The organism is Vibrio sp. 10N.222.47.A9 (assembly GCF_963872585.1).
Taxonomy (GTDB): domain Bacteria; phylum Pseudomonadota; class Gammaproteobacteria; order Enterobacterales; family Vibrionaceae; genus Vibrio; species Vibrio splendidus.
This window is the reverse complement of sequence record NZ_CAWNBB010000104.1, coordinates 146217-162311: the sequence shown is the minus strand read 5'-3', so window position 1 is coordinate 162311 and position 16095 is coordinate 146217. Positions and strand designations below refer to the sequence as shown.

The window sequence follows — 16095 nt, the reverse complement described above, 5'->3', positions numbered from 1 at the left end:
CTTGGAGTGACTAAGATCACAAGCTCCCGTTCGATAACTTACCTTCAATTGATGTGACTTTTATTTAACCGGATTAAAGTCATTATCAAATTTGATATTCAGATCACGAAAATAATTTCGTCCTCTCATCTTTTGCATAGATTCACGTGTTGGAATGAAGGAAGTCACATTCACAAACCAACCCGCTATGTGAGCAAAGTCTCAAATAAAGGGCGTAGAAGCTTAAAAACATGCAGGAGTGCAAGGTTTCTGAGGAGGATCATAGTCGGTGCCGTTTTGCTTCACGTAATATGTTTGAAGACTTAAGTAATTAGGCTGATGTCATTCGATTACACTCAACGATAGATTGAGGTAATCCAGAACATAAGCCACGGAATAGGTGAAAAACTTCGACATGTGGATCCCTTCGAAACTGACTCGTCCCGGCCGCTTACATAATGCAATCCTACGACCTAGGGTTCTCGATCTGCTCCAACACGCAGATTGCTATAAGCTTGTATTATTCCGCTCTCCAGCGGGGTACGGCAAAACCACAATGGCAGCACAATGGCTGGTAGATAAACCCAATGTGGGTTGGTACAGCATTGATGACAGCGACAACGATGCCTTTCGCTTTATCAACTACCTAATGCAATCACTCAATAAAGCGACTCAAAATGCCTGCCCTAATGCCCAAAAGCTGGCAGAAAAACGACAGTTTTCATCGTTGCATTCTTTGTTAAGTGAAGTGTTTGCTGAGATGTCTGAATTCCACCAAGAATGTTTTCTTGTGTTGGATGACTATCACTTGGTCAACAATGACGACATCCACGAAGCAATGCGCTTCTTCCTTAAACACATGCCTGACAACCTGACGCTTGTTGTGACTAGCCGTGGCACTCCACCACTTGGCACGGCAAACCTTCGCGTTCGTGATTTGATGATTGAGATTGGCAACGATTCGCTGGCTTTCGATACTGAAGAGACGACGCGCTTCTTCAACCAACGTGTCGCTGATGGCGTAGATGACACCACCGCTGGCAGTATCTGTACTTATGTTGAGGGGTGGCCTTCGGCGTTACAGCTTATTGCCCTTCAAGCTCAACATCAAAAACGCACGCTGGCTCAATCTGCAGAATCGTTCTCTCACTTTAACCATGCTCACCTTTGGGATTACTTGGTTGAAGAAGTATTCGATCTACTGGATAAAGAAACCCGACAGTTCTTGATGCAGTGTTCAGTACTTGATCATTTCAATGACGAATTAGTCTGCGCGCTTACACAGCGTGAAGACGCACTGGGTATGATCGAATCACTCAACCGATTTGGCTTATTCATCTACCCACTTGAAGGCGAAAAGAACTGGTACCGCTTCCATAATCTGTTTGGTGAATTTCTCGCGCACGAGCGTCAAGCTCGAATTCCGCAACAAGAAGCCGAGTTGCACCGAAGTGCCGCGAAAGCGTGGATCAAACAGAAAACGCCTCATCAAGCACTGCGACACGCGCAGCGCGCTGAAGATCCAGAGCTGATCATTCAAATTTTGACGGAACACGGTTGGCCGATGTTCAACCAGGGCGAGCTTTCATCTCTAGAGATGGCGATCAAGCAACTGACTTCGGATCAACTATACAGTGAGCCGAAGCTATCAATGCTGCGCGCTTGGCTGGCACAAAGTCAGCACCGGTATGATCAAGTGGGGACTTTGTTGGAAGAGGCTGAAACTCAATATCAAGCTCGAAACATCGAACTCGATACTCAGCAGCAAGGCCAATACAACGCCTTGCGCGCCCAAGTTGCCATCAACAGCAATGAGCCTGAGAAAGCATTGGAATTGGCTGAGCTGTCGTTAAGCCAGCTGAACACGACCGTTTATCGTAGCCGCATTGTGGCAACCTCGGTTGTAGGTGAAGTAAATCACGTGATGGGCAACCTAAGCCGTGCGCTACCGATGATGCAGCAAACAGAGAAGCTTGCTCGCCAGTATCAAGTTTACCATCAGGCGCTGTGGGCGATTCTGCAACAAAGCGAAATCTTGATTGCTCAAGGTTATGTTCAAGCTGCGTTTGAGCTACAAGACAGCGCATTCAAATTAATTGAAGAGCACCAGCTGCAATACGTGCCTCTACATGAATTTTTGCTGCGTGTTCGCGCTCAGATCTTCTGGTGCTGGAACCGACTAGATGAAGCGGAAGAGTGTTGCTACAAGGGCTTAGATATCCTTGGTCACCACTCACCAAGTAAACACCTACACAGTTACTCAATGCTGGCTCGTATTTCATTGAGCCGCGGCGAGATTGATAAAGCGTCGAAGTTTATCGACCAAATTCAACACCTGCTACGTCAATCAACTTACCACGTGGATTGGACGGCAAATGCTTCTTTGTCTTTGATTCTTTTTTGGCAAGTAAAAGGCAATAAAGAGGCAATCCGTGATTGGCTAAGCGTGGCGGTTCGACCTGAATCGGCGAGTAACCACTTCTGTCAGCTTCAATGGAGAAACATCGTACGTTCTCACATCATCCTTGAGCAGTATGAAGATGCGGAAGAAGCACTGACTTTCCTTAAGAGTGAAGCGCAGCGTTCACATCTGATTACAGACACCAACCGAAACTTGATCGTTGAAGCGGTGTTGCGTACACAAATTAACGATGAAGACAGCGCGCGCGTGCTACTTGAAGAAGCGCTTCATATGACCAACCAAACCGGTATGGTTGGTAACTTCTTGGTCGACGGTGGAACTATCGGGCATATCTTGGATAAATTGAGCAACAAGCCAGGCTTGGGTGACTTAGAACGCCATCGTGCTCAACAGATCATGAAAGATATCTCAACCACTCAACGCAGCCGCTCGGTTCACTTCGATGAAGACTTTGTTGAGAACTTGGTTAATCACCCGAATATTCCTGAGCTTGTGCGCACTAGCCCACTCACCCAGCGTGAATGGCAGGTACTTGGTCTTATCTATTCAGGGTTCAGTAATGAGCAGATAGCTCAAGAGCTCGATGTAGCGGGGACCACGATCAAAACTCACATCCGTAACCTTTATCAAAAGCTGAACATTGCTAACCGCAAAGAAGCAATCAGCACGGCAGAGAACTTGCTGCAGTTGATGGGTTACTAAAACGGATTCGAGATTGATTCGAGATTGATTCGAGATTGATTCGAGATTGATTCGAGATTGATTCGAGAAAAGCTTAAGCTAGTCACCAATGGTGGCTGGCTTTTTTTTCATCTGAAGTTTAGAGCTTAAAAATGTAGGAACTGGAAAAGAAAAAAGACAATCACCAAACGACAGGCAAAAAAATAGCCAACCGCAATAATCGCGATTGGCTCTATATATTTGTGAACAAATCATAAGTTCACTAACAACGTCAGTTGGCTAGGTGACCCTCGGCTTAAGAAGGGTCAATGTATATAATGCAGTTAGCGTGCCAACTTTAATTCGGCGTTTTATAAGCCCTGCATCGCATAAAAACCATGAATTTGTCATGCGAATTGCAAAGTGCATTTGCATAATGCAACCAAGATGCAATATTGATAAGAGATCAGTTTCATCTCTGTTCTTAATGACAAATTACTAAGTGGTTGTATTTTAAATGTAAGGCAAATGTTCACTTCAACTTATTGCCTTACAATTAAGAGAGTAATAAAAGCCCTTCCCCAATGGCATATTCATACTTTTTTTACACTAAAGTTTGTATACTGCACAAAATCACCCTCAACTCTATGAAGCAATGAACTACTTAAGTACTTTTTTCAAAGGCATGGCAATGGGCGCAGCAGACGTTGTTCCTGGCGTGTCGGGCGGAACCATCGCATTCATCACTGGTATCTACGATACGCTGCTAGAAAGCATTCGCAGGATTAACCCTAGCGTACTTGGCTTATGGAAACGCGAAGGCTTCAAAGCCGCGTTTAACCACATCAATGGTTTCTTCCTGATTTCACTGTTCGCAGGCGTATTCACGAGCATTGCGACATTTGCAAAACTGATTTCTTGGTTATTAGTCACCCACCCCGTTCCACTGTGGTCTTTCTTCTTTGGCCTGATCTTGGTGTCGGTTTTCCATATTCTTAAGCAAGTAGAGAAGCGCGATATGATTCGATTCGTGTTTTTGCTGCTTGGCGTTGCTTTCGCCTATAGCATTACCGTGCTTAAGCCGCTGCAAATGGAGCCTACCAGTATCAATATCCTCATTGCGGGTGCGATTGCGATCTGTGCGATGATTTTGCCGGGTATCTCGGGTAGCTTCATTCTGCTATTGATTGGTATGTATGGCCCGGTTCTTGGTGCGGTTAAAGAGTTTCAAATCGATGTGCTTGCGCTATTCCTTAGTGGCTGTGTGATTGGCCTACTGACTTTCTCGCACGTACTTTCTTGGTTACTGCGCTCATTCCGCGATTTCACATTAGTGTTCTTAACCGGTTTGATGATCGGTACGCTGCCTAAGATTTGGCCGTGGAAAGAAACCATCAGCTGGCGCACAAACTCAAAAGGTGAGCAAGTTCCTCTACTTCAAGAAAATCTGTCACCGTTTGATTTTGAAGCCGTAACCTCTCAGCCTTCTCAGTTAGTAATGGCGATTGTGATGATGTTGGCTGCTATTGCCTTGGTTTTAGGACTAGAGAAATTTGCAGAGCGCAACGCTGACTAATCATTCAGCCAACTTCTGGAAAGCGTTTAGAACGGATAATGCTTAGAAATACTAAGCTCACTTCTCGATTAAACAGACAAAAGCGAAGCCAATGGCTTCGCTTTTTTAGTTCTACCATACGCACAAAATTGCTTTTTGATACAAGCACGTATTGAGGGGTATGATAACATCGCCGCTCTTATAAAATTAGATGAGAACACGACATGCACCCAGCATTAAAGGTGGTGGCTCTTGGCATTGCTCTCGTGGCAGGTTTTTATGGGCCGCAAGTATTTCAAAAATTTAAGTCGGTCATTGAGCACTCAACTGCCGAAGTCAACTTGGATGACTACTGCATGCTTTCAACCACATCGTGTGACCAGGAATCCATTTCAATGTCGCTTGATCGCGAAACCGCGCAACCTCTTCTACCTACAAAGATAAAGGTCGTTTGGGAAGGTGCTGCATCTGAGACACTGATGTTATCGCTCACAGGTTTAGAAATGGAAATGGGATCAGCGCGTTTTCAATTGAAGAGCATTGGCAATAATACCTATGAAGGTGAAGTGATTTTACCTGTATGTACTTTAGATAAAATGACATGGGTCGGTGAACTCACTGATGGTGTCGATACTGTAAACCCTGCAATAAGGATGGCAAGATGAGTAGAAATTGGTCGTTAGCATTGGTTGTCGCTTTTGTACTTGGCTTTGGTGTCAAAAGCTATCTTGATGGGCAAAACGAAGTTCAAGAACAACACGCTGCAAAACAAGAGTTCTCCGCAACGACTCTTTTCGGCAAAGACAACCAACCAACGGAAATCTTTGACCAAACCGATGACAGAATTCGTATCGTTTACTTCGGTTTCACACGTTGCCCGGATGTATGCCCCACTTCTTTGGCTATGTTGGCCGGAGCACTTAACCAAGTCTCTGATGAAGCAAAAGCCAAGATTCGCCCAATGTTTGTTTCTCTCGATCCTGAACGTGATGCCGCTGAAGCCTCGTACGAATACGCGCAATATTTCCACCCGATGATGGAAGGACTAAGTGGTCCATTGGATGTCACCACTACTCTGGCTCATAACTACGGCGTTATTTTCAGAAAGACCAAGCTTGAAGGTTCAGAGTTGGAATACACCCTAGACCACAGCTCATATTTTTATTTTTTAAAGCCCGACGGTACTTTGATTACCAAAGTACCGCATACGTTAACGCCAGCACCAATTGTTGAGGCTATCAACAAGCTGACGCAGTAAAACGTAAAAACAAAGAACTTAACCAATAAAGTTCAAACATAAAGTCAGGTCCCAGACCAAAACATAAAAATTAAGGACAACAACATGAAGTTAAAAGCACTTGCTCTAGCAGGCTTATTGCTCACCCCTTTTGCTCAGGCTAGTAGCGATATTATGGTTCATGACGCGTACGCTCGTGCAACCCCGCCTTCAGCAGTGAACAGCGCGGTGTTCACGACTCTGATGAACCACAGCGATAAAGATCGCGCTATTGTTTCTGCAACAACACCTGCAGCAGGAAAAGTAGAACTTCATGATGTAATCATGGATGGCGATGTTATGAAAATGCGCCAAGTTCAAGAGATCATAATCCCAGCGAATGGTGAAGCGGTACTTAAACCTGGCAGCCTACACATCATGTTGTTCGACCTAGCAAGCAGCCTAAAAGAAGGTGAGCAAATCGAGATGACACTGACTTTCGCCAATGGTGAAACACAGACCTTCGATGCGCCGGTTAAGAAAGTAATGAGCGGCATGAAAAAGATGAATCACGATCATCATTAATCGTATTCACAATTGATAAAATAATTTAAGCCACGATGACTTCTCGCCACCGTGGCTTTTTGTTAAACTGAGTTCGCTTTTTATTCAAAGCCTGAACACATAAATAACCCAAGGAGAATAGAAGATGATTGTAATAAACACACTAAAACTGGCAGTAAAAGTAACGCGTTAATTTGTTTGGTTAATCAAACTTAAACACCGATCTACCAACTTATCGTCACCCATTGACGACCGCACACTTTTACCCGGTTTACTGTTGATCGTAAGTGATCAATATATGCATGCCTGTAGCGCATGACTCAATCCGGGGTCCTATCTATTTGAATTCGACCCAAGCTCAAAACATTTTTGACGTCTCGACGCTTTTTAATCTGACTAACGCTTTTCGATCTCATCAACAATCTGGGGTCTTACAAGACGTTAATGCTCTCATAAGAAAAGAAAGCTCGCACGTCTGGGTAAATAGACATGAATTCACAAAACGCATTTTATCATCCAATGTCGCTTCAACAGCTTGGATGGCAACCTGTATTCCAACAACAACTGACACTCGAAGACTATGACCATTCCGTCATTGCTCGTATCGTCGCACATCATCGTAGTGGCTATACATTAGCGTCAGAGCAAGGTGAAATTGTTCTACCCATTCACCAAAAACAACCGGCAATGACGGTTGGCGACTGGGTGATGTTGAACTCTGATCTACAATTCGACCGTTTACTAGACCGTCAATCGCTCTTCCGCCGTAAAGCTGCGGGCAGTCGTGTGGCAGAACAGTACATTTCGGCCAATATCGACACCGTGTTTATCGTGGTCTCGCTAAATAATGACTTTAATCTGAGCCGCATCGAACGCTATCTAGCACTCGCCAATGAAGCACAGGTTGAAGCGGTTATCGTACTCACCAAGAAAGACTTGTGTGACGACTACCAAGACAAAGTACAGCAAGTGCAAAGCTTAGGCCCAATGCTGATGATCGAAGCCGTTAATAGCCTAGATCAAGACTCTACTCAAGTATTGTCGCCTTGGTGTAAAACGGGCAAAACGGTGGCTTTGATGGGTTCGTCTGGTGTCGGAAAATCGACGCTGGTTAACTCGCTGCTTGGGGAAACTCAACAAGAAACGGGCGGTATTCGTGAAGACGACAGCAAAGGCCGTCATACAACCACGTCACGATCGCTCCACTTGCTAACGTCGGGCGGTTTATTGCTCGATACTCCTGGTATGCGAGAGTTACAACTCGCCGATTGTGCTGAAGGAGTAAGTGAAACTTTTTCTGATGTGGAAGAGTTAGCGATGCATTGTCGTTTTTCTGATTGCAGCCATGAGTCAGAACCAGGATGCACAATACGCAAGGCCATTGAAAGCGGTGAGCTTTCTGAAAGACGATTCTCTAACTATGAGAAGCTACTCAGAGAACAAGCAAGAAATGGAGCCTCATTGGCAGAGCAGAGAGCGAGCAGTAAACAGCTTTCTAAAATGTACAAAACCGTGCAGTCAGAGAGCCGTAATATCAAAAAATCACCTAAATAGCCGATTATTGAATTAGGTTTACAACACGTAAATAAGCCCTATGTCCCTATCGCGTATTAGCTCATTAATTCATGAGTTCTTTAACGTATTAGGCTTGGGGCTTTATTGTATCAGCGGGGGCTTCTTTGTATTAACAGGTCTTCTTTATATCAATAGGAATTCGATGAGATCATTTCTGCACACAATGATCTTGCTAATCGACTCTGACGGCACCAGAACCAGAACATTGACCCGAATGAGTATTATCATGCAGATTTATATCTCAACAAGAGTACAAAAATTTAACATTTAGCTCTAAAAACACCACGTAGCGCAAACAATCACCCTAAAAGTAAACTATTCCTAGACACCCTCTTAGATCCCGCTAATATGACCGCCCATTCCACTAGTGTATAGTTGGATTTGGTACAACTTTATAAAAAAATACATCACTATAATAAATTAACAATTGCAGGTATTTTATGCAAAATCACAACATGCTCGCCCGCATCGCTCGTGGAAATCTCGTTCTACAGATCCTTGCTGGTATTGTTTTCGGTGTCGTTCTCGCCATGGTTTATCCTTCAGCAGCTCAAGATGCAGGCCTATTAGGTAGTCTGTTTGTTGGTGCTCTGAAAGCTGTTGCCCCAATTTTAGTATTCATTCTTGTTGCAGCTTCTATCGCAAACCAAAAGAAAGGTCAGCATACTCATATGCGTCCAATCATTGTGCTTTACCTGATTGGTACGTTCTCTGCAGCACTGACTGCTGTAGTACTGAGCTTCATGTTCCCAACCACTTTGACACTGGTTGCTGGCGCTGAAGGTGCTAACCCTCCTCAAGGTATTGCAGAAGTTCTTCATACGCTTCTATTCAAGCTTGTAGATAACCCAGTTAGCGCACTAATGAACGCTAACTACATCGGTATTCTTGCTTGGGCTATCGGTCTTGGTCTTGCACTGCACCACGCATCTGCAACAACCAAAGCGGTTTTCGAAGACCTTAGCCACAGTGTTTCACACATTGTTCGCTTCATTATTCGTCTTGCGCCATTCGGTATCTTCGGCCTTGTTTCGACTACATTCGCAACAACGGGCTTCGATGCACTAGCAAGCTACGGTCAACTGCTAGCGGTTCTACTAAGCTCAATGCTGATCATTGCTCTTGTCGTTAACCCACTGCTTGTCTTTGTAAAGACAAAACAGAACCCATACCCACTTGTACTGCAATGTATTCGTGAGTCTGGTGTAACGGCATTCTTCACTCGTTCAAGCGCTGCAAACATCCCAGTGAACATGAACCTTTGTAAGAAGCTAGAGCTAGATGAAGATACTTACTCTGTATCAATCCCTCTAGGCGCAACCATCAACATGGCAGGCGCTGCAATCACCATCACTGTGTTAACGCTTGCAGCTGTTCACACAATGGGTATTGAGATTGATATCTTCACTGCGATTCTACTAAGCCTTGTTGCTGCAATTTCAGCATGTGGCGCATCAGGCGTTGCCGGTGGTTCACTGCTACTGATTCCTCTAGCTTGTGGCCTATTCGGTATCTCAAACGATGTAGCGATGCAGGTTGTAGCGGTTGGTTTCATCATTGGTGTGATTCAAGATTCGGCTGAAACAGCACTTAACAGCTCAACTGACGTAGTGTTCACTGCGGCTGTATGTAAAGCTGAGCAAAACAAAGCTTAACAGCTCTTGGTATTAGACTTTAGCTCTAAGCTCTAAAAGCAAATAGCACACAAATAAAAAGGGAAGCATTCGCTTCCCTTTTTTGTTGTCTTGGTTTTCTAGATTACGGCTAGAAGCTATATAGATTTATAGATTTATAGCTTCAGTCATTCTTGTCTAACTCATCAAAGCTAACCAACACGTTTTAGTGGTTGCTTTTCCAGCTCGGATCCACTGTTGCCTGACTGAAGTCTAGAGAGTTAGGGCTTGCTTCTTTGTTATGCGTTGCTTGATCGCTGGATGACCCTTGATTCGCAGCACCGCTTGGCGTCGCCTGCTGGCTGTAATCGACGTTAGAACCTTGCTCACTCGACGCTTTGGTCTCTAAATGACTACCATCGACATTTAACTCCTCACCTTCTTCATCGGACGCTTCTTTAACCTTCTTAGGGACAGGGACATTGCGTTTGTAGAGCTTGTTGAGCGCCTTAATGATTGAGTGCTTAGTGATTGCTTCTTGTGTCAGCTTAGTCATTATCGGTTTAGTCAGAGCTTGTAAGCCCACAACGGCATCCACACCGAGTTCACCGCCTACTTTATCCCTCAAATGCTTGGCTTCTGAGTAACCAAAATGAGCCGATAGAAATAGCCAGATATAAGCAATGGCATTGCCGTGTTCACCATGGTCAATCCAAGCTTCACCTGCTCTAAACATGGCTTCTGCACTGTTCTTTTCTGCGGCCGTCTCAAACCAGTAAACAGCCTCGCCATGGTTAGGCTCAACACCCACACCGTTCAAATAACTCATACCAAGTTTGATCTTGCCGTCTAAGCTATTCTTTTCCGCGGCCTTTTGGTACCACTCGACAGAGCTTTCGGCAGAGTAGTCTGGGTTTTCTTTATCTAGACACCAGTCACCGATGAACAACATCGCTTCAGTATTACCACCAGCCGCCGACTCTTCAATATAGGTATAACCCTTAGGGATGTTCTTATCGGTTCCGCGACCAAAGACGAGCGCTTTGCCCATCTCAAATTTCGCAGACACGTCATTGTCCAATGCGGATATCGCAAGCTGCCAAAAGTTGGCTTTCTCTCTTAAAATCAGGTCTTCTTTGCGCTTCATACTCAGGCGCACAATGCCATACATGCCATTAATATTATCGAGTTGCGCTGCTTTGTCGTACCAATACAGAGCTTCCTTAATATTGTTACGTTCCGCTTCTTTTGCCAAATACAGTATCGACGGTACATGCCCCGTTTCGGCTTTGAAGTGACGCTCTTTTTGCTCTTGGATGCGCGCTTTTTCAATCGCTTTTCGATAAGCGACAGCACGAGCCTTACGTTCTTGTTCCAAGCGCTGCTTTCTTAGCGATAAAGAGATCAGCCACACGGCGACAAGTATTAAAGAAAGAGCCGTCGCACCAATTGCGATTCCCATTGTACTCATAAAATATTTTAACCTAACTCGGCTGATATCAACCTCGGTGTCGAGAAGTTATCAACCTATAGTGAATGTTTCTAATTACAGGGAAAAGCGCCGTTATTTAAACGTTCCGCCCTAAAATGAACTTAGTTCAGTATCTCAGGAATACATAGCGATAAAAAGTCTACTAAGACCTATCGTTATGCACTCCATAAATGGTGTGATCTTGCTTCAATAGAGTTCGATAATGAAGACCACCTTTGAGCAAAATAATCTTAAAAAACGACAACGAAATTGATGAATACCTATCAGCAATTTTATGTCGCTGTAGTTAGTTCAGTTGGCCGTATATGTAAGCCAGTTCAGCAACCGTTTTAGCTGAGAATTTCTTCATTAAACTCGCTCGGTGTACTTCTACCGTTCTCATCGCGATACATAATTCATCGGCAATTTTCTGGTTACGTTTGCCGTCGATAATCTGCTTAAGAATATCGATTTCTCGCTCAGTTAACGACGCATACGCTTGGCGATACACATTCATATGTAAGTGCTTTTCAGAAGCCTCTAGCCCTTGCTTGATCGCCTCAGCTAACTCACTGCCTTTAACTGGCTTTTGAAAGAAGTTCACCGCACCGGCTTGCAATGCCTCGACCGCCATTGGTACATCACCGTGACCCGTCAGATAGATCACCGACAGTGGGCTCTGCGCCTTCACCATCAACTCATGAACTTGCTGCCCTCTCATTTCGGGCATTCTACTATCCAATACCACGCATCCTGGAACACTCAGATCCACGGCATCCAAAAAGCTCGGGCCATCTTCATAGGCTGTCACCTTGAAATCGTGCTCTTCCAATAAGAACACCAATGAGTCACGCATCGACTCATCGTCATCAACCACATAGACCGGCAACGTTTGATGAAGTTCAGGCATAACAAGATTCCTTATGAGTCATTTGAAATAGAGGAAGGCAGTGTCACCGCGACATGACAACCATGAGGAGTCAGTGAAGTGATGCTCATTTTGCCACTGTGGTCTTCAATCACATCTTGGCAAATCGCAAGCCCCAACCCCAAGCCGTTTTCTTTGCTACTCACAAAGGCTTGAGTGACTTGTTGCTCGGTAAAATCTAAACCGGTGCCGTTATCGATAACCGACAGCATCATTTTATCCGGTTGATACTCGGTAATCACTTTAATTGTCGAGGGTTCGTTGTTTTTGTTACCAATATCAGACGTAGCGCTTTGTTCGCGATGCATCTGAGCATTACACGCATCAGTCGCATTGTTGATCAAATTTACAACCACCTGCTGCAATCCGACAGGGTCAACATATAGCGTGATAGGTTTACCCACAACATAACGTTCAATGGTTATCTTGTGTTTCTCTAATCTAAATTGCAGTAGCTCGATGGTATCTGTAAGAAGCGCTTCTATATCAATTTGAGATTTATCTGATGAGCGTTTTTTGATCATGTTTCTTAAGCGCTGGATGATCGCATCAGCACGGTCCACTTGAGACTGGATCTTCTCAAATACGGGCTCTATGTCAGTCAGTGGTTTGTTATTCGAAATCCGCAGTAAACCACCTTCGCTATAATTCCGAATAGCTGCCAAAGGCTGATTAATCTCGTGTGCCAAGCTACTTCCCAGTTCACCAACTACCGCGATACGCTGTGAGTGCTCTAGCTGTTCACTCTTACTTTTCAGCTTGTACAGCGTCGCTTCTAGTTGCTTTTTGCTGCGACTGAATTTGTATTCCAACCAGAAGTGGTAAGCATTCAGCGACACGACAAGAATAAAGAACGCCCATGCCCACTGTTGATTGTACTTGAGCCAGATTAACGCTTCTTTCCACCAAGGTTGTTGCAGTGGATGCATGTCGAGTTGTTGGTATAGCTTATCGATCGACAGCAGGCTTGTCGGTGACGTCCAGCCCGATGCATTCGCTGCAACGGCTGGCGCACTGCTTCTTGGCATCGCAAATAACACCTGACTCATTTGTTTCGCCAGTGCCGAAGACGCTCTCTCTGTTTTGGCAAACGACCAGTTAGGGTACAACGGCGTAGACACCTGACATCGGAACCCTTCTGGCGCTTAATTCTCGATAACACGATATTGACCCGCCACCAGCAAACCTTCGCTGATCATGCTCTCGACCAAACACGCAGGCACCACCGCAGCTTCAATGTGTCCTTCACGCAGTTGATACAAGCTAGCATCAATAGGGAAACCTAAGAACTGAGTATTAGAGAAAAAGTGGTTGGGATTAAGCCCTTGTTGCATCACTTGGTAACGCATAGTGAGATAGCCACCGAATGCATTTTCAGATACTGCCGCAATCGGCTTACCGCTGAGTTGTTCGAGAGAGATATAAGGCGACATTCTTCTCACCACCAAGGCGGAACCAATGCTGCGTGTATTACTAGTGTCTTGAGCTTCAAAGTTATGACTGGTCATGGTTGCCATCCAAGAAAGCGCATACTGGCGTCCTAATCGAACCGTCTGACCGGGGTTGGTGATAACAAAATCAACAGTCACATCTTTTACCGCTTCGGCCATCTCTTCCAAGTTGAAAGGCTTGAGAACAAAGTATTTTCCGGGAATGCGCTCCGACAACCAATCCATTGTCGGCTGCCAACGCTGTTGAGCGGAAAGCTTACCTCGAGTCGCCAATACGCCAACCTCTATGATTTGCTCAGACTCAACAGTGCTTGTCGTTGCAATCTCTTGCTCCGATTGAGCGGCTAAACAGATTCCTGCGGTTAAGCTCAACCAACAAAGGCCAACGATTGTCATTAGGTTTCTGACTGTCACTGAAATCTCTTTCTCCAAACGGACTGTTTATTCAATTTATTCTCGATTCATTTTATGTCAGCGGCGTGTTTCGCGCTTAGCTCATGCTTAAGCGCCCTAAATAAGCCTCTAAAACAAAGCATAACAGCTAGATTGGTAAAACCACATTTGTTCTAGATCAACGTTGATCTGGGTATGTGGAAATCCACAATACCCCGTGAACGGTCAAAAACTGACAATGAGCCTAACAGATCGAATACCCATTTATAGGTACCTCTATGGACTCATTGAAAAGACGGTTTCTCCGCCAATTCGGCAAGGTTTCCGCTGGTGCTGCACTCATTCCCATTGCCGGAATCAACACCGCAGTCGCAAGCACAGCCATTCGCAATAACAACCAACCTGACCGCAAAGGCGAAATAGGTAAACGCTACACCATGGCGATTGATTTACGTAAGTGCGTTGGCTGTCAGGCGTGCACTGTTGGCTGTAGCGTTGAAAACCAAGCACCAATTGGCCAGTTCAGAACCACCGTAAAACAGTATGAAGTCTCCCTTGATGATGGTTCGACGGCTCAACAAGACGTGAAATCTTTCATGTTACCTCGCCTCTGTAATCACTGTGACAACGCTCCCTGCATCAAGGTTTGTCCAGTTCAAGCGACCTTCCAACGCGAAGACGGCATTGTCATGGTCGACAATGAACGCTGCGTAGCCTGTGCTTACTGTGTTCAAGCTTGTCCTTACGATGCTCGTTTCATTAATAACGACACCCTTACCGCAGACAAATGCACCTTCTGCGCACACCGCCTTGAAGACGGCTTACTGCCTGCTTGTGTAGAAACCTGTGTCGGTGGCGCGCGTGTCATTGGCGACCTTAAAGATCCAAACAGCGAGATCAACCGTCTGCTCAATGAAAACCAAGACGACATCAAGGTGCTTAAGCCAGAGCAGAATACCAACCCCCATGTTTTCTATATCGGCATGAACGAGCGATTCGTTAGCCACATTGAAGGCCAACCTGCGATTTATGATCCAGCCGCCATCGATAACTCATCCTCTAGCAAACAAGAATTGGCAATCGCGACACAAGGCAAACAAGGAGAGACAGCATGAATATCACTGAGGTGTTAGTCCCCGCTCAAGAGATCGCTTGGCTACCGTGGGCGGTTCAATATTTCTTCTACATAGGTTCGGCTTACGCGGCCGCTATTCTGTTTTTGATTGCACTGATATTTAAGAACTCAACCAGCCACCAATTTCGTTCTGCCCTTGTGCTTGTGATGGCAATCGGTGCGATTGTTGGGCCATTAGCGCTTACTGGTGACTTGCATCAACCCGGACGTGCGTGGCATTTCTATGCTCACATCACACCTTGGTCATGGATGTCATTGGGCTCTCTGTTTCTACCTTTGTTCTCTGGTCTGGCTGTCGCAACCGCATGGGTTTACCTGCGTGATGACATCGCACAACTGAAAGAGAGTGAAAACCCACTTCTAAAACGTTTGGCTTGGCTGACGCTAGGTCAATGGAAAATATCGTCAAAGCTGATGATTGCGCTCGCTGCTGTGACGGCTATTTCGGGCCTAAGCATCGCGCTTTACACAGGCGCAGAGATTGCGATTTTGGCGAGCCGACCGCTTTGGCATCAACCGGCTTCTCCGCTGCTTTGGTTCACGACCGCATTCTTTGCTGCAACGGGTTTAACGCTGTTGATTTGGGCTCTACTGCCTTCAAGCAAGCCAAGCTTAAAACCAACAGACCTAGCTTTGATACAAAGAACCATTACCTTAACTGGTGGCCTTGCCATCATTCTCACGTCGATTTGGGCATCTAACCATGGTCACTTCAGCCTGTATGAGAACGACGCTTGGGGCATCAATTTAGGCATCATGACCACCAGCATTTTGCTGTGCATGATCTTGGTTCTACCACTGCAACGCCTATCGCAAAGTAAGCTAGGAATTATCTGTGTTGCGCTTGCGACCATAGTTTCTGCATGGGCGGTACGTTGGGTCACCATGATGGAAGTTCAAACCATTCCCCGTTTTGATGTGGGTGCATTCCCTTATGAACTGCCGATGGGTAGCGCAGGATTACTCGGCATTGTTGGTATGTGTGGCCTTTGGCTAGCACTTGCGTTGTTCGCCTCTGAGATCGTGTCTGCTGGATCGTCAAGAACAACTGGCTCTGCACCAAAGACAGCATCTAAGCCAAACCAAAACACATCATCACCACTTAACCGCTCACATAGCTTGTAGTCTGAGGA

11 protein-coding genes and 1 pseudogene are annotated in these 16095 nt (G+C 45.4%); 9 read left to right on the top strand and 3 right to left on the bottom strand.

All coding sequences use genetic code 11. The annotated features are described in order from the left end of the window. Window positions 1-394 precede the first annotated feature (394 nt). From malT to sstT, 7 genes are all read left to right on the top strand, one after another. Entirely contained in the window at window positions 395-3103 is a 2709-nt protein-coding gene (gene malT, locus AACT19_RS25010; protein ID WP_076649331.1) for an HTH-type transcriptional regulator MalT, read from the top strand. Window positions 3104-3716: 613 nt separating this feature from the next. After that, the gene (locus AACT19_RS25005; protein WP_004732100.1) at window positions 3717-4637 is read left to right on the top strand and encodes a DUF368 domain-containing protein; all 921 of its coding nucleotides are present in this window, start codon (window positions 3717-3719) and stop codon (window positions 4635-4637) included. Window positions 4638-4840: 203 nt separating this feature from the next. After that, entirely contained in the window at window positions 4841-5281 is a 441-nt protein-coding gene (locus tag AACT19_RS25000; protein WP_076649324.1) for a hypothetical protein, read from the top strand. Further along, a complete protein-coding gene (locus AACT19_RS24995) occupies window positions 5278-5874 on the top strand; it encodes an SCO family protein (protein ID WP_004732104.1) in 597 nt (198 codons plus the stop codon). The genes AACT19_RS25000 and AACT19_RS24995 overlap by 4 nt, the downstream gene beginning before the upstream one ends. A gap of 84 nt (window positions 5875-5958) precedes the next feature. Continuing rightward, window positions 5959-6417 carry a copper chaperone PCu(A)C gene (locus AACT19_RS24990; RefSeq protein ID WP_076649322.1) on the top strand — a complete coding sequence of 153 codons (459 nt, stop codon included), beginning with the start codon at window positions 5959-5961 and terminating at the stop codon, window positions 6415-6417. 468 nt (window positions 6418-6885) lie between these two features. Further along, window positions 6886-7950 (top strand): ribosome small subunit-dependent GTPase A, encoded by a 1065-nt coding sequence (gene rsgA, locus AACT19_RS24985; RefSeq protein WP_076649320.1) that lies wholly within the window; start codon window positions 6886-6888, stop codon window positions 7948-7950. Window positions 7951-8411: 461 nt separating this feature from the next. Continuing rightward, complete coding sequence (gene sstT / locus AACT19_RS24980; RefSeq protein WP_076649318.1) at window positions 8412-9626, top strand: serine/threonine transporter SstT; 1215 nt, start codon at window positions 8412-8414, stop codon at window positions 9624-9626. A gap of 184 nt (window positions 9627-9810) precedes the next feature. Here sstT and AACT19_RS24975 read toward each other — a convergent pair whose 3' ends face one another. The 3 genes and pseudogenes from AACT19_RS24975 to AACT19_RS24965 all read right to left on the bottom strand — a co-directional run bounded on the left by AACT19_RS24975 (window position 9811) and on the right by AACT19_RS24965 (window position 13848). Next, on the bottom strand, window positions 9811-11046 hold the full coding sequence (locus AACT19_RS24975; RefSeq protein ID WP_076649316.1) for a tetratricopeptide repeat protein: 1236 nt from the start codon (window positions 11044-11046) through the stop codon (window positions 9811-9813). Window positions 11047-11362: 316 nt separating this feature from the next. Next, window positions 11363-11965 carry a response regulator transcription factor gene (locus tag AACT19_RS24970; RefSeq protein ID WP_076649314.1) on the bottom strand — a complete coding sequence of 201 codons (603 nt, stop codon included), beginning with the start codon at window positions 11963-11965 and terminating at the stop codon, window positions 11363-11365. Window positions 11966-11976: 11 nt separating this feature from the next. Then, window positions 11977-13848: pseudogene (locus AACT19_RS24965) on the bottom strand (sensor histidine kinase). A 257-nt stretch (window positions 13849-14105) separates the two neighbouring features. Between AACT19_RS24965 and dsrO the strand changes: the two are divergent. Together dsrO and nrfD are read left to right on the top strand one after the other, a co-directional pair. Further along, window positions 14106-14942 carry a sulfate reduction electron transfer complex DsrMKJOP subunit DsrO gene (dsrO, locus tag AACT19_RS24960; protein WP_076649312.1) on the top strand — a complete coding sequence of 279 codons (837 nt, stop codon included), beginning with the start codon at window positions 14106-14108 and terminating at the stop codon, window positions 14940-14942. After that, window positions 14939-16087 (top strand): NrfD/PsrC family molybdoenzyme membrane anchor subunit, encoded by a 1149-nt coding sequence (gene nrfD / locus AACT19_RS24955; protein WP_076649310.1) that lies wholly within the window; start codon window positions 14939-14941, stop codon window positions 16085-16087. Before dsrO ends, nrfD begins: the two co-directional genes overlap by 4 nt. Window positions 16088-16095 lie beyond the last annotated feature (8 nt).

What these genes read in the sequence shown, in the direction of transcription:
- sstT (WP_076649318.1), top strand. Translation starts at nt 8,412, where the DNA reads ATGCAAAATCACAACATGCTCGCCCGCATCGCTCGTGGAAATCTCGTT.
- AACT19_RS24970 (WP_076649314.1), bottom strand. Translation starts at nt 11,965, where the DNA reads ATGCCTGAACTTCATCAAACGTTGCCGGTCTATGTGGTTGATGACGAT.
- AACT19_RS24995 (WP_004732104.1), top strand. Translation starts at nt 5,278, where the DNA reads ATGAGTAGAAATTGGTCGTTAGCATTGGTTGTCGCTTTTGTACTTGGC.
- malT (WP_076649331.1), top strand. Translation starts at nt 395, where the DNA reads ATGTGGATCCCTTCGAAACTGACTCGTCCCGGCCGCTTACATAATGCA.
- AACT19_RS24975 (WP_076649316.1), bottom strand. Translation starts at nt 11,046, where the DNA reads ATGGGAATCGCAATTGGTGCGACGGCTCTTTCTTTAATACTTGTCGCC.
- AACT19_RS25005 (WP_004732100.1), top strand. Translation starts at nt 3,717, where the DNA reads ATGAACTACTTAAGTACTTTTTTCAAAGGCATGGCAATGGGCGCAGCA.
- rsgA (WP_076649320.1), top strand. Translation starts at nt 6,886, where the DNA reads ATGAATTCACAAAACGCATTTTATCATCCAATGTCGCTTCAACAGCTT.
- dsrO (WP_076649312.1), top strand. Translation starts at nt 14,106, where the DNA reads ATGGACTCATTGAAAAGACGGTTTCTCCGCCAATTCGGCAAGGTTTCC.
- AACT19_RS25000 (WP_076649324.1), top strand. Translation starts at nt 4,841, where the DNA reads ATGCACCCAGCATTAAAGGTGGTGGCTCTTGGCATTGCTCTCGTGGCA.
- nrfD (WP_076649310.1), top strand. Translation starts at nt 14,939, where the DNA reads ATGAATATCACTGAGGTGTTAGTCCCCGCTCAAGAGATCGCTTGGCTA.
- AACT19_RS24990 (WP_076649322.1), top strand. Translation starts at nt 5,959, where the DNA reads ATGAAGTTAAAAGCACTTGCTCTAGCAGGCTTATTGCTCACCCCTTTT.